Here is a 13,634-nt window from a genome sequence, read left to right as displayed (position 1 = left end):
GCAACGAAACCCATTCTGCCCAATACTATATTGGGTATCTATACAGGCATATTATTATCCTTAGATGAAGATGAAAGAAAAATAAGCCTAGATTTGCAGTCCGAAATAGAATGTCTTCAAAAGCAGCGGTGTGGTGGTTTTAATAAGCTAGATTCCTATGCCTTTAATATTGACTTAGGTTCTGATGTGTTGTGTTTAAGTGGTTACTGTAGAGGTAATGCTTTGCTTAAGATTAATGCGTCCACTACACATGGCCTCCTTAATCAGGAGACACGTCTAGCCAATGTATCCGTATCCCAAGTGCGTTACAATAATGGTGTTCCTTTTATTGTTTTTTATACGGATAAACTTATTGAAAAAGACGCACAATTATTATTTGATTATGGTCGCGACTACTGGGAAGAAAATAAAAGCAATTATTGCGATCTTGCTACCCATGATGCGCCCATCTATAGCCAATATATGGACTTAAACAAAAAGCCATTGGCTTTACCTTTTATAAAATTTCTGAAGTATAATTATCGGGATGTGTATAAAAAATTAATGCAAACCAGTGATAATATCTTTGAAGTGCATGATAACGTATTAACCGATGCAGATAGGGTAGTAACAGCTATAACTATAGATAACAGTGTTTTAAATAGTTCTGTTACAGAACCAATACCAAAAGGAAAAAAAAGAAAATTAAACGAAACAGTTGCTGCTCCAGCAGCAAAACAAAATAATAAAAGCGTTAAATCTAAACAGAAAGATAAGGGTAATATAGGCGAACGTCCAGGAGCATCAATAGAGCGCATATCAGAAGCGTCAGAAGAACAAAAAGAGGAGGAAATGTTAGCAGGTGTAGCTAACCTAGATGAGGAAGAAAATAATGAAAAAGAAAATATGTATGAAGAAGAAGAAATAGAAAATATATATGAAGAAGAAGAGGCAATGGAAGTCATGGAAGGCAATGGATAGTTATTATAGGTGATAAAGGTATCCGTTCAGAGATGTGGCCTATGCGTCCGTGTTAGTACTAATTAGAATTAGAAGAAATAGTACAATAATGCAAAATCATAAAAAACGCGCCTTGAACAAAGGTGTGACTAGAAAATTTCAGTCTGAAAGGTAGTAGAAAATCAGCTTGTTTGAGCCCAAGGCTGTAGGCCTGAGCGAGTTCTGATTTTCAGCTTTCAGACTGAAATTTTAACACCTTTGTTCATCAGCGCTTGATTTTTTTGGTTACTTTTTTGATCAAGCAAAAAAGTGACAAATAATTAAAATAAAAACATTGCTGCTATGCAAGTGAACGGATACTGATAAAGAGCCCTTTTAGGTACCAGTTCAGTGGTGCGGTTTATACGTATCCTTATTGCACTATTTCTTTCTAAATACGAACATGAAAAAATACGCATAGGTCACACGGCTGAACGGATACCCAGAAGTTGGCTTTTGCACTTTCAGATAAATAAAAGCCTAATATTTCTTTTTGCCCCGATACTTGGTTTTTCGCTAACTGTTTACTTCCTTTCTCCCTATTTTATGTTTTTTTAAGTCATAATTTTTTGCAATTATAAATTTTTTGTATAAATTGGGACTTTCAACGTGAGTGGTAGGCTTGTAAACAATATGTTTGATTTTTGTATAATGGCCAGGTGATTGTTAACCCCGCATTCACGTTAATTTATACATATTTATTATTTTAATTTTTTATTTATTATGTCGCATTATACTTTTTTTAGATACCTTTTTATGTCACGTTATACTTTTAGATACCTTAAGCTACTTTGCTTTTTTATTGCGTTTATATGGCTTGCTGGACAATCACCTGCACAAGCTAATGAATATTCTATATATAAAGAGGATATAGACTATGTAGATACTATTTTTAATAGTATGGATAGTAGTGGAAAAATTAAGCCCGGGTGTTCTTCTCCGGCAAATCTTAAGGATGACATCGACTTTATAAGAATGATATGTCAAAACAAAAACAATCAAAAAAATCATAACGATTTTATAAATGCTATAAGAGAAGAAAAAAGTGAGGATAGTATAGCCGTTCTAGCCTATCTATTTAAAGAGCCAAAATCCCGGGCCTCTTTGTGTTCTTTTTTTAAGAACATATTACGCTACTCTGATACAAATGCATTTGAGAATTTCAAGAAATTGGCTGATGAATTGTGTACAATCAAGCGGAATAAAACAAGTATTACATTTGTTAAAACAAGCAAACTAAATGCATTGGAAAAAAACAAACGTACGATAGCCTTAACAAATATTTCTGCTATATTGGGTACTTCAGGTGCGGAGGGTGTTAATCAATTTATAGCATTATTTAAGCTGTTGTTTAAAGAAGATGCACCAAATAAATATGTTTTGTCAGAAAAATTGCGGGCTCTTAAGGATTATAATCCTAAATTTAGGCTCAGTAATATCTCTACTATATTACAAAATTCAGGTAAAAGCGCTGCTAAAGTTTTTGAGAAGTTTTTGGATAAACTAGTTAAAGAAAAAGATGGGAAATATCTGCCTACTGCTGAATTAAAGGCTTTTAAGCAAAATAAGGTAGAGTTTACAAATTTCTCCTCTATGTTACGTGGTGCAGGTAGCGGGAACACTAGGAACAACGAGGATGATGGTGCTAAAGCTTTTGAGAAGTTATTTAACACACTATTTGTTAAGGGAAAAGATGGGGCATATATACCTAGTGCTCAATTAAATGCTTTTCAGGAAAGGCAGATAGAGGTAAAAGATATCTCCAGTGTATTGATTGGTTCAGGTAGCAGTGCTGCTCAAACTTTTAAGGATTTATTTAATGAACTATTTGAAAAAGCAAATGAGAAATATGTGCCTACTGCTAAATTAAAGGCTTTTGAGGAACATAGCGTAAAGTTACGAGATATCTTTCGCAGATTACATAAGTCAGATAAAAAAGCTGTTCAAAATTTTAAGGAGTTATTTTATCAACTATTTTTTAAGGAAGAAAATGGGAAATATGTGCCTACTGCTAAATTAAATGCTTTTAAGAAAAATCTCGCAAAGCCACCTGTTCCAAGAGGAAAAAAAAGAAAATTAAACCAAACAGAGGGGGAAATGTTAGCAGGTGTAGCTAACCTAGATAATGAAGAAAATAATGAAAAAGAAAATATGTATGGAGAAGAAGAAGAAATAGAAAATATATATGGAGAAGAAGAAGAGGCAATGGAAGTCATGAAAGGCAATGGATAGTTATTATAGGTGATAAAAAGATCTTTTAGAAATTGTATTTATATTACATTTCTTTTTACTTTGGTATGCGCTTGTACATGCCAAGATACTATTGAAGGTTATCCTCCTATGGTACACAATAGTTGGCAAAAACAGAAGCGTTCTAAACAACCGGTGCGGGTTGATCGGCTAACACCAGAAGAGATTAAAGAGCATTTGGATAAATATGTAATTGGGCAAGAGGCGGTAAAAAAGACCTTATCTGTTGCAGCTTATAATCATTATAAACGTATAAGTCAGCCAACAAACGTAACTAATGGGGTAGTAATTGAAAAATCTAATGTGCTGTTAATCGGCGAAACGGGTACAGGTAAGACCCATTTGGCTAACGCCTTAGCCCAATTACTAGATGTGCCTTTTTGCATTGTGGATGCCACTTCTTTAACCGAAGTAGGTTACGTTGGCGAGGATGCAGAACATATAATTAGTTGTTTGCTACAAGCTGCCAATTATGATGTTAAAGCTACGGAAAAGGGTATTGTTTATATTGATGAAATCGATAAGATCGCATGTAAAAAACAAGATGTATTTGGCCAATCTAGTACGGCTCATGATATCACAGGTAAAGGCGTACAACGTTCCCTACTGAAATTATTAGAGGGCTCTATTGTAAATGCTCGACCAAGTAGCCAAAAGAAGAGTAAAGGACCCGTTTATATAAATACAGAAAATATTTTATTTATTTGTGGTGGTGCTTTTGATGGTATTGCTCCTCTCATTCAGAATCGTATGGGAACGGACGTATTACAACGAGATTTGCTTACCTATATCTCTCCAGCAGATTTACAAGCTTATGGTTTTATCCCTGAATTAATAGGCCGCCTTCCGATTATAAAAAGCCTTGATCCTCTGAACAAAACAGATATGCTTCACGTACTTACGAAAACTGAAAATGCTTTAATTAAACAGTATATTAAACTTTTTCAACTATCTAACCTTGAGCTTACCTTTACAGAAGAAGCACTCAGTTGTATGGCAGAAAAGGCTATGTCATTAAAGTTAGGCGCTAGAGGTTTGCGTTCTATTTGTGAAGCCGTTATGAGTGAAGCCATGTATATGGCACCTTCTTTAGGCATTAAAAAGAAAAAATGGGTTATTGATAAACCTTACGTAGAAGCGCAACTCAATAAAACATGGCCACCCTGCTAAGGTTAGACGCAGCAGTACCCAATTGCTGTTGTACAATACAGTTAAAATTCAGCACTATCAATTGTTCAAGATGGTAAATTGCCCAAAACATGCGCACTTATCCGGAGTATGATATCTTGTTTGGGTTATTTTTCCTTGCATGGTGCCAGTTAGCAACTTATGGGAACCCATTAAGCAGCTACAATTGCTGTTTACAGTATGAAACGCCCTTTCAAGCGTGTGTTCCAAGCTTAGATCCCCCATTTGTTGGTAATTTGGATCAATATGCTATGCAATTTTCCTTACAACACCATAACCAGGCATTTGGCCTTACGGCTAGAAAACAAGCAGGAGAGTCCTTCTGTTGGCATCCTGTTACAGGCCGTTACGGTTTTAACTTATGGTCTACCTTTCTATCCATAGAGCATAAGAAATATTTTAAACATCTCATAATAGGTGATTATCAAATTGGATATGGACAAGGGTTGTTGTTGGGTAGTAATGACAGTCGTTTCATGGGCACTGATGTCCTATCCATCATCCGTAATGATATTGGAATTACGCCCTATACAGGCATTAAACGGGTTGGTTTACGCGGTGTAGCGCTTACATCTATCTTAGGCACTATTGAATGGACAGGATTTTTGGCAATAAATAATTTAGATGCTCAAATAAAATGGAACGAAGACAATAGACCGTATACCAACTGGATCAATCGTACAGGTAAATATGACACCATTAATAAGCTGAAAAATAGGGGTACTATACAAGAACAAGTAATAGGATGTACTATTCTAAAGCAATACAGTACTAATGAATCAGCAATAGGCATCAATCTACTGTCTCATCGTTATAACATTCCTATTATACCAGAAGAAGCATTGCATATCTTCTATACATTTCATGGACAAAACGCCCTAGCGACTAGTTTATTTTATCGTTTACTATGGAAAAGAGCAGTGCTATTTGGGGAGTGGGGGATTACTTTTCCTTGTATAAAACACTATACCACTGCTTTTATTAAAGGAATCAAAGTGAGCCTTACTGATGATATAGCGTTTATGGCCGCATTATACCGTTATGGAACAGGCTTTTACAATCCCTATGGGAAAGCCTTTACAGGATACGCCCGAAGTAATGCGCAGGAAAAAGGATTGTATACAGGTATTCAGTTTCATCCTTTACATGGCTTGGAAATAGCAGCAACTGGTCACTATTTTATTAACGCACAAGCTAAACCGGAATTAGAGAAAGCTGAACCAGAATTGGAGGAGAAAGATAAAGGGCATAGATTATTGATCCACATTAATTATGCATTGGATCGTAGAACGCAATATATGCTACAGTTTGTTCATAGAACTGTGAGGGATCATAACATGCATCAAAATATAATAGAAGAAAATACAACGAAAATTAGCAAAGCAAACCAAAACAAATTTAAGCTCCATGCAAGCTACAAAATTACCAATACTTGGAAAACCAATATAGCCATACAGTATACAAACTGCATGCTTTTGGGGCATACAAACCATGGCTACAGTCTATCTAGTACGCAGCAATGGAAGCGTCAAGAAAATTTACAATTTGACTTGCAAATACATTACTTTCAAACTGAAAATTTTATCACTCGACTTTATTTCTATGAGCCTAATTCCATGTTTAGCGATAACAAATTTAAATCTTACTACGGTACTGGTATGGCTTTTATGGGTTCAGCACGCTGGAAATTACTGCATTGGATGTCTTGGAATATACAATATAAACTTAAGCATCTATTTAGGAGGGTCATTAGGATGGAAGAAGTAGAAAAAAGGATTATGCCTTTAAGAACCGTACATAGCATAGGTATACAATGGATAGTAAGGTTTTGAACAGATAATATCCGCATTTTGGGATCTATGATGTCATACATCTTATCAANNAAAATATTGCTGATTTTATTCATTTTAAAAAAAACTACTTTTTTTAAAGCTACTTTTTTTGCTTGATCAAAAAAAGTAGCCAAAAAAAATCAAGCGCTGATGAAAAAACTGCTAAAAAGAAAGAAAAAAAACCGAAAATCAAATCTCGCTCCTACGGTTACTCAATGGATTTGGAAAGCTGGCAAGGCGCGCGAGGGTGAAGCGCACGCAGCATAGTACTTACTATGTGAGTACGCTGAATCCCGAAGCGGAACATAGCCAGCTTTTCAAAGACGAAGAGTAGGCTCAGACAGGCTGATTTTCTTTTATTTTTTTCTTTCTTTTCTTTCCACAGTTTTTTCAAGGCGCATTTTTTTATAATATTGCATTATTCCACTATTTCTAATTGACGAACACGGATACGCATAGGTCACACCACTGAACGGATACACCACAATACGTAGCCCGTAGGGGAATCGAACCCCTGTTTCCAGGATGAAAACCTGACGTCCTAACCCCTAGACGAACGGGCCATTCCTAAATACTTAAATAATAATGGACGAATGCTTAAGATTGTGTAAGGATTTGGGAAGCTGGCAAGGCGCGCAAGGGTCAAGCGCACGTAACATAGTAGCAACTAGGTAAGTTCACCCTATTAGAAATTATTTTTAATGAATAGGCTTATTTTTTTGATTGCTTTTTTTCAAGAAAAAGCAATCAAAAAAATCATGCACTGGTGAAAAAAACAGCTAAAAAATCAATCTGAAAGCTGAATTTTTAACTATTTTTTCCACCAGTGCATTTTTTATTTTTAAAAGACGAACTACACCATATTATTTAAACCATACTTGATGAATGGATACAAATAAAAGTGCTTTTGTGAATTACCTACCGTTTGCGTAACATCAGTTACGCAAAAAAACTAAGCTTGACCGCTATCAGCAAATAAAGAGACAATATTATAACCTACGTTTAAATTAATAAAGGCTGATTTCATACTTTTTAAATCAGAAACATTCTTAAATACTTTTTGATCAGCATTTGATTTTGTATCAAACTTATTTATAAAGCCCAAGCCACCCCTAAGATCAACAGAAACTCCAATAGGAAATTCATAAGCCAATCCCAAATGCCCACCGACATCAAATTTAATTATTTCATTTTTTTGTTCTTGGGTAAGAGATGCCTCCTTATCCTTTTCCGATATCCCTTCATTGAATGAGTAAAATCCATTGATACCAGTATATACTTTAAGAATTCCTTCCTCTTCTTCTCGGCCCATTGGGTAAACGTAAAGAGAAAGTGGCACAAAAATCCCATGATAAGCTATACTACTGGATGAAGATGAACTAGCAGTAGTAGACACTTCGTTCAAAGTACCTCCTTGCTTCATATAACCAGCCTCCCCCCCTATACCTATATAATCTGTAAATGCATATTCTGCATAAAGAGAAGCAGTGAACCATGGTATATCAAAAAATGGGCTCTCTACTTTATTCGTGTTGAATTTAGCCTCATCAGTTTTCTGCCAAACAGGTGATATGCTACCGCCTGCCTTTATACCCGCACTAAACGGATTTACTTCCGCTTGCGCATGTAATGCCGTAGAGTAAGCCAAAACGCTTGCAACTAAAGTTTTTCTTATTCCTTTCATATTAATTATAAAAAATTGTGTGTGTTAACTCTTTTGTTTTGATAAAACAGACGGACTTGTCTACAGTCCAGTCGCTTGACCAAATGATTCTGATAGGAACAATATTAAGGGTAGTTTTTGATAAAAACAAATAAAATCATCTATTCCTTTATTTTTCTTGAAATTGGCTTATATAACATGGTTCATAAGTAGCCATCTCTTCCCACAATTGTTGTTGAAATTTAGCAAAAGCCAATGGACCTATGGGTATGGCAGAAGGACATACACCTTCTATAAAATGGATATTTTTATGGTTCATAAAGAAGTGTTTGCATTTTATAGCATCTTCTCCAAAGAAAAGTAATTTTTGGTCAGGAAGCGATTTTATGTATGTTTCACTATCCAATAAGGCTATATGAGTTGCCTTTTTAATATGGCCTCTTTGATCAGCTATAAGGGTATAAATAGCGGTTCGCCTTGCATCAATAGCTGGACAGAGTAGGGTATCTGCATCGGTAAAGGGACGCATGCCATTTGCCATGGCTTCTAATGTAGGAACTGCAATAAGTGGAATGCCTAATCCATAGCACAGGCCTTTTCCCACTGCTGTGCCAATACGTAACCCGGTATAAGAACCAGGGCCGCTAGAAATGGCTATAGCGGATAGCTCCTTTCGATCATGTTTGCTGATTTTTAATATATCTTCTATGATTACCATCAAGTATTCTGCATGCGAACGATTGGTTAATAATGCAGTATGGGCAACAAGTTTACCTGCATTATGCAACGCAACTGAACAAGTAGCTGTGGCTGTTTCAATGCTTAAAATAAGAGACATATCGTATCGGAGCATTTATTTGCATTCCTTACTATTTACTATGGGGATGGCAAAGAAAACTGCTTATTAGATCAAAATACAACATAGGCGAAGTGCCACTTTCTCTAAAAATATGCATATTCGAATGTAAGAAATTAATCTTGGTTTTTAAGGTAGTTCGTGGTACATAAGTCTTTAACTGGCGATAGGCTAAAGAATTTTTGCTAATTAATCCACCTACCAGTAACTCACAGGAAGTACGCTCTAATTGCATAATCTGGATGATGGCGGATAGATAACTTAAAAAATCATCACAAGTTTCATAAGCAAAAATGTTACAATACAGTAATTTTCTTTTGTTATGTACCACTATGTGCAAATGGCGTTCCTCTAACCAGACAAATAGTTCTGTTTTATGTAGAGGGGTGCATTCTACTTGAAGACCTTCTATAATAGCATTGGTTTGATGGATAATATGGAAATTGGTATCGCTGTAACGTTTTCTAAACCAATTGAGCACAGCAGCATTTTCTGAAAATACCACGGACACTTTAGCAAGGGCATGTGTAAAAGAAGTGACTTCATCATTGGGATCTACACCACAAGCTACGTGCATATAGATAGACAAATCATTTTTACTCAACAGCAAATGGGGTAAAAGGGTAAACTTTTGATTTGAAATAGATAAAGTAACGGAACACCAATTTTTTTTAATCAAAAAAAAATATTCATTATACAATTTTTCCAAACTATTAATATAACTTGGATGGTTTTTGTCAAGTGGTAATGCGTATACACCCAGTAGTAAACACGCTTGTGTAGTATATTCTATACAACATACTTTTATCAAACCATGTCCTATATTGATAGACAAATGGTAGTTGATACTTTTATCAAGGTTGAATTTGTTTGCATGAACAACAGAAAGAATCTTTTTTGGGAACACTTCCATAATCAATCTTTGATGGCCTCCGTAATATCTTACCGTGTGCTTGCTGTAATGTTATGACTAGGCGAAACGCCCACCTATAAATCTAAATTATTTTTAGTCCATATCCCTCTTATCGCCTCGACAAATATAGGGATGTTTCCCTATATTTACACGAGACGAATGTTTTTATTTATATTTGCTATTATTATTTGCTTGTTTAGGATAACATGAAAAAAACTACCAGAACGCTTTTAACCTTCGTATTATCATTAGTATTATCATTTTTGGTAACTCAACCACCCTCCGCAACGCCCCCCCTACCTCCTCCTGCTCCTCCTCCTCCTGCCCCTATTATAATCAACGATACGATATTCGTACATATCATAAGAGATATGGAACTGTTAAATAGTTGGATCATAGATCAGGATTTTTCTAAGGAAACCATGGAAGCCTTACGCAATCAAAACTATCAAAAAATATTAGCATTATATGAAGTGGATGGAGCATCTTTCAAGGAAAGTACAAAGTATTATTTAACAGATTCGGTGGAAAGAGCGCTCAGTATCTATAAAAAAGTCTATTCTGCTTTAGAAGAACTCTTGCCGCCCACCTAATTTTATACATGATATGCATGAAATCCACCCTTACGATTGGTAGCTATATACGCGTTAAAAATCACGCTAACATAGGTCAAGTTGTACGCATAAGTCGGCGTAAAGTATTGGTTGCTATTGGTACACTGTTTTTTGATCTACCGTTGCAAGCGGTAGAAATAGTAGAAATAGTGGAAAGTTCTCCTACTTCCGTCGTTATTCAAAAAAAAAATATCAAACCCAATCATTTTGTTAAACCAACCGCATCTGCAAAAATGGATCCCATACTGGATCTCCATGGTTTCAATAGTGCGCAAGCACTTTTTGCATTAGATAAGTTTCTGGATCATGCGTTGTTATTGGGCTATAGTTCATTATCAATCATCCATGGGCAGGGAAAAGGAATTTTGCGTAGTGCTGTACGCAGCTATTTGCACAAACATCCTTTGGTAAAAAAGGTAATAGAGCAAAGCCCTATACGCTGTATGGCTGGCATAACAGTAGTAGAGTTATAAGCGCATTTGTATGGTTATAGCACTACTTTCAATTAAACCTCTTATCTTTGTATATATCTTTGTATATAACGTATATACTATCTTTGTATATAACTGCACCTTTTTTTAACCTTTTCTTAATAAAATGCTTCCACCTATTGATGACGATTATTCAGCAGATAATATCCAGATCCTGGAGGGGTTAGAGGCCGTCCGCAAACGGCCTGCCATGTATATTGGAGAAGTAGGGATAAAAGGGCTACATCATCTTGTTTGGGAAGTAGTAGATAACGCTATTGACGAATCTCTAGCAGGTTATTGCACGAGTATCGAAATTACCATCCATGAGGACAATGCGATTACCGTAAAAGATAATGGGCGTGGGATTCCTACTGGCATACATCAACAAGAGCAGAAATCAGCCCTAGAGATCGTAATGACCGTATTGCATGCAGGCGGAAAATTTGATAAAAATACCTATAAAATTTCTGGAGGCTTGCATGGTGTAGGTGTTTCCTGCGTAAACGCATTGTCCACGTACTTAGAAGCTACGATATACCGAGAGGGAAAGATATTTAAACAAGCATATGCAAAAGGCGTTCCGCTCTACCCCGTTCAAGAAGTAGGCACTACAGACTTACGGGGCACTACTATCCATTTTACACCAGATAGTTCTATTTTTACCACTACGGTTTACAACCTACATACCATTATCAATAGGCTACAAGAACTAGCTTATCTCAATGTAGGGTTACATATGACCCTAACGGATCTGCGTGAGCGAGATGAAGAAGGGAATCCTTTCCAACAAATCTTTTATTCTACAGATGGACTCCGCGAGTTTGTTTCCTATCTAGATAGCACCAAAGAATCTATTTTACCCGCTCCTATTCTGGTAGAGGGAGAAAAAAATAATGTAGTAGTACAGATTGCTATGACTTACAATACAGGTTATTGCGAAACAGTAGTTTCCTATGTCAATAACATACATACTACTGAAGGAGGTATGCACGTAACGGGATTTAAAAGAGCTTTAACCCGTATTTTAAAAAGTTATGCTGATAAATCTGATTTATTAGAAAAAGCCAAAATAGAGATTGTAGGAGATGACTTTCGGGAGGGCCTCACCGCTGTAATCTCTGTAAAGGTAGCAGAGCCTCAATTTGAAGGACAAACGAAAAGCAAATTAGGGAATACAGAGGTACAAGGAGCTGTTGAAACCTGTGTATCAGAAGTATTACACTATTACTTAGAAGAGCATCCCAAAGAAGCAAAACTTATTATTGCTAAAGTTATCATAGCGGCCCAAGCCCGCCAAGCTGCCCGAAAAGCGCGTGAAATGATCCAGCGTAAAAATGTCTTAATAGGCCACAGTCTGCCTGGTAAACTAGCTGACTGTTCCGAAAATAACCCTATGCTTTGTGAACTCTTCCTAGTTGAGGGTGATTCGGCTGGTGGTACGGCTAAAATGGGTAGGAACAGAAGATTCCAAGCCATTCTTCCTTTAAAAGGAAAGATTTTGAATGTAGAAAAGGCCCAACTATATAAAATATATGATAATGAACAGATTAGGAACATGATCACTGCATTAGGCGTAGCGATGGGTACAGATGGAGGGGATCAAGCCATGAATTTAGAGAAATTACGTTACCATAAAATTGTGATTATGACAGATGCAGATGTAGATGGTAGCCATATTCGCACCCTGATTTTAACTTTTTTTTTCCGTTACATGCGCGATATTATAGACAAAGGGCATCTTTATATTGCTTCCCCCCCACTTTATCTGGTCAAGCGCGATAAAGCAGAACAGTATTGTTGGACAGAGGCAGAGAAAGAGCAAAGTATAGCGAAATTTAGTGCCAAAGATGGAAAGATAGATGCAGTATATATACAACGTTATAAAGGCTTGGGTGAAATGAATGAAATACAATTATGGGATACTACTATGGATCCAACCCGTCGCAATCTCAAACAGGTAAATATAGCTTCTGCAGTTGCTGCAGAACATCTCTTTTCTATGTTAATGGGCGATGAAGTACCTCCTCGCAAGGAATTTATAACGCGTTATGCTAAGTATGCTAAATTGGATATTTAAATTTAATGGGGTTAGGAGGCCGTTGCAACAGGCCGACAGTATAATTTTTTCTATTTTTCCNNACTAGTAACCATTTCGTTAAATGGGTATATGTATAATTATTCATGATAGCATCATTTTAAAAAATGTTTTATAAAAAATTGTAAAAAAATTGTACGAGTTCCATTTGCTATAACATTACCGCACCCCAATGATCCCAATTATTGGCAAATATTAGGAAGCAAATATTAGGAGGCAAATATATTGATGATTTTATCCATTTTTTTTAAAACTACTTCTTTTAAAGCATACTTTTTTTGCTTGATCAAAAAAAGTAGCCAAAAAAAATCAAGCGCTGGTGAACAAAGCGAGGCCGTTGCAACAGGCCGACAGTATAATTTTTTCTATTTTTCCAGTATTATTTTTTGCCATTTTTGGGGTTATGGCAGTAAGAATCTCATTATTTATTGATTTTTAGATGCTTTTAGTTCATTTTGGATAGACCATTCCCCTAGCAACCTCTTAAAATGATATTTGGGGACCTGTATAAGTTATAAGCTATTGCTTCCATAAGATGTTGTGTATGCATTTTATCAATACCTATATAGCGGGCTCCCGAACTGCGGAACCAACTTTTTATACTACCAAATACACGTTCTACCTTATAACGAGTCTTGGCTACTAATTTATTAAACCGCTTAGCGGTAGCTGATAAAGGATTATGCTTAGTAGCCTTCTTCTGAATAGCTGATTTTAACTTTTTTTTCTTTAATAATGTTTCATTAGGTGAGCCGCTATAGCCCTTATCTGC

The 13,634-nt window shown here is 36.0% G+C and carries 10 protein-coding genes, 1 tRNA gene and 1 pseudogene (1 of these 12 only partly in view); 7 read left to right on the top strand and 5 right to left on the bottom strand.

Going from position 1 to position 13,634, the window contains the following annotated elements; all coding sequences use genetic code 11:
* The 4 genes from EDM02_RS05585 to EDM02_RS00405 form a co-directional block, all read left to right on the top strand.
* The coding region (locus tag EDM02_RS05585; RefSeq protein ID WP_184891050.1) for an SET domain-containing protein at window positions 1-960 on the top strand (960 nt) is incomplete at its 5' end.
* Window positions 961-1,734: 774 nt separating this feature from the next.
* Window positions 1,735-3,210 (top strand): hypothetical protein, encoded by a 1,476-nt coding sequence (locus tag EDM02_RS00415; RefSeq protein ID WP_123662189.1) that lies wholly within the window; start codon window positions 1,735-1,737, stop codon window positions 3,208-3,210.
* A 9-nt stretch (window positions 3,211-3,219) separates the two neighbouring features.
* Entirely contained in the window at window positions 3,220-4,398 is a 1,179-nt protein-coding gene (gene clpX, locus EDM02_RS00410; protein ID WP_260214910.1) for an ATP-dependent Clp protease ATP-binding subunit ClpX, read from the top strand.
* A gap of 89 nt (window positions 4,399-4,487) precedes the next feature.
* Window positions 4,488-6,248 (top strand): hypothetical protein, encoded by a 1,761-nt coding sequence (locus tag EDM02_RS00405; protein ID WP_123662187.1) that lies wholly within the window; start codon window positions 4,488-4,490, stop codon window positions 6,246-6,248.
* Window positions 6,249-6,739: 491 nt separating this feature from the next.
* Here EDM02_RS00405 and EDM02_RS00400 read toward each other — a convergent pair.
* The 4 genes from EDM02_RS00400 to EDM02_RS00385 form a co-directional block, all read right to left on the bottom strand.
* Window positions 6,740-6,811: transfer RNA gene (locus EDM02_RS00400), tRNA-Glu, on the bottom strand.
* A gap of 389 nt (window positions 6,812-7,200) precedes the next feature.
* Window positions 7,201-7,932, bottom strand: coding sequence for an outer membrane beta-barrel protein (locus EDM02_RS00395; RefSeq protein ID WP_123662186.1), 732 nt, complete (start codon window positions 7,930-7,932; stop codon window positions 7,201-7,203).
* Between the two features lie 148 nt (window positions 7,933-8,080).
* Window positions 8,081-8,749, bottom strand: coding sequence for a tRNA (adenosine(37)-N6)-threonylcarbamoyltransferase complex dimerization subunit type 1 TsaB (tsaB, locus tag EDM02_RS00390; protein ID WP_184891048.1), 669 nt, complete (start codon window positions 8,747-8,749; stop codon window positions 8,081-8,083).
* Between the two features lie 31 nt (window positions 8,750-8,780).
* On the bottom strand, window positions 8,781-9,680 hold the full coding sequence (locus EDM02_RS00385) for a DUF3822 family protein (protein WP_123662184.1): 900 nt from the start codon (window positions 9,678-9,680) through the stop codon (window positions 8,781-8,783).
* Between the two features lie 206 nt (window positions 9,681-9,886).
* On the opposite strand from EDM02_RS00385, the gene EDM02_RS00380 reads away from it, so the two are divergent.
* The 3 genes from EDM02_RS00380 (at window position 9,887) to gyrB (ending at window position 12,844) form a co-directional block, all read left to right on the top strand.
* Complete coding sequence (locus EDM02_RS00380; RefSeq protein WP_123662183.1) at window positions 9,887-10,273, top strand: DUF4296 domain-containing protein; 387 nt, start codon at window positions 9,887-9,889, stop codon at window positions 10,271-10,273.
* A gap of 17 nt (window positions 10,274-10,290) precedes the next feature.
* Window positions 10,291-10,767 (top strand): Smr/MutS family protein, encoded by a 477-nt coding sequence (locus EDM02_RS00375; protein WP_184891046.1) that lies wholly within the window; start codon window positions 10,291-10,293, stop codon window positions 10,765-10,767.
* Window positions 10,768-10,891: 124 nt separating this feature from the next.
* Entirely contained in the window at window positions 10,892-12,844 is a 1,953-nt protein-coding gene (gyrB, locus tag EDM02_RS00370; RefSeq protein ID WP_123662180.1) for a DNA topoisomerase (ATP-hydrolyzing) subunit B, read from the top strand.
* A gap of 490 nt (window positions 12,845-13,334) precedes the next feature.
* On the opposite strand, the pseudogene EDM02_RS00365 reads toward gyrB, so the two are convergent.
* Window positions 13,335-13,634 (bottom strand): annotated as a pseudogene (locus tag EDM02_RS00365) (transposase); its annotated part runs 242 nt beyond the window's last position; the annotation flags it as partial.

The sequence above is a fragment of the Candidatus Cardinium hertigii genome (genome assembly GCF_003788695.1).
Note: the sequence above shows the minus strand (reverse complement) of the source record. Positions and strands in the feature narration are given on the sequence as shown.

Bases quoted from the DNA above. Each gene is read 5' to 3' on its own strand.
- EDM02_RS00415 (WP_123662189.1), top strand. From the start codon at position 1,735: ATGTCACGTTATACTTTTAGATACCTTAAGCTACTTTGCTTTTTTATT.
- EDM02_RS00405 (WP_123662187.1), top strand. From the start codon at position 4,488: ATGCGCACTTATCCGGAGTATGATATCTTGTTTGGGTTATTTTTCCTT.
- EDM02_RS00395 (WP_123662186.1), bottom strand. From the start codon at position 7,932: ATGAAAGGAATAAGAAAAACTTTAGTTGCAAGCGTTTTGGCTTACTCT.
- tsaB (WP_184891048.1), bottom strand. From the start codon at position 8,749: ATGTCTCTTATTTTAAGCATTGAAACAGCCACAGCTACTTGTTCAGTT.
- EDM02_RS00385 (WP_123662184.1), bottom strand. From the start codon at position 9,680: ATGGAAGTGTTCCCAAAAAAGATTCTTTCTGTTGTTCATGCAAACAAA.
- EDM02_RS00380 (WP_123662183.1), top strand. From the start codon at position 9,887: ATGAAAAAAACTACCAGAACGCTTTTAACCTTCGTATTATCATTAGTA.
- EDM02_RS00375 (WP_184891046.1), top strand. From the start codon at position 10,291: ATGAAATCCACCCTTACGATTGGTAGCTATATACGCGTTAAAAATCAC.
- gyrB (WP_123662180.1), top strand. From the start codon at position 10,892: ATGCTTCCACCTATTGATGACGATTATTCAGCAGATAATATCCAGATC.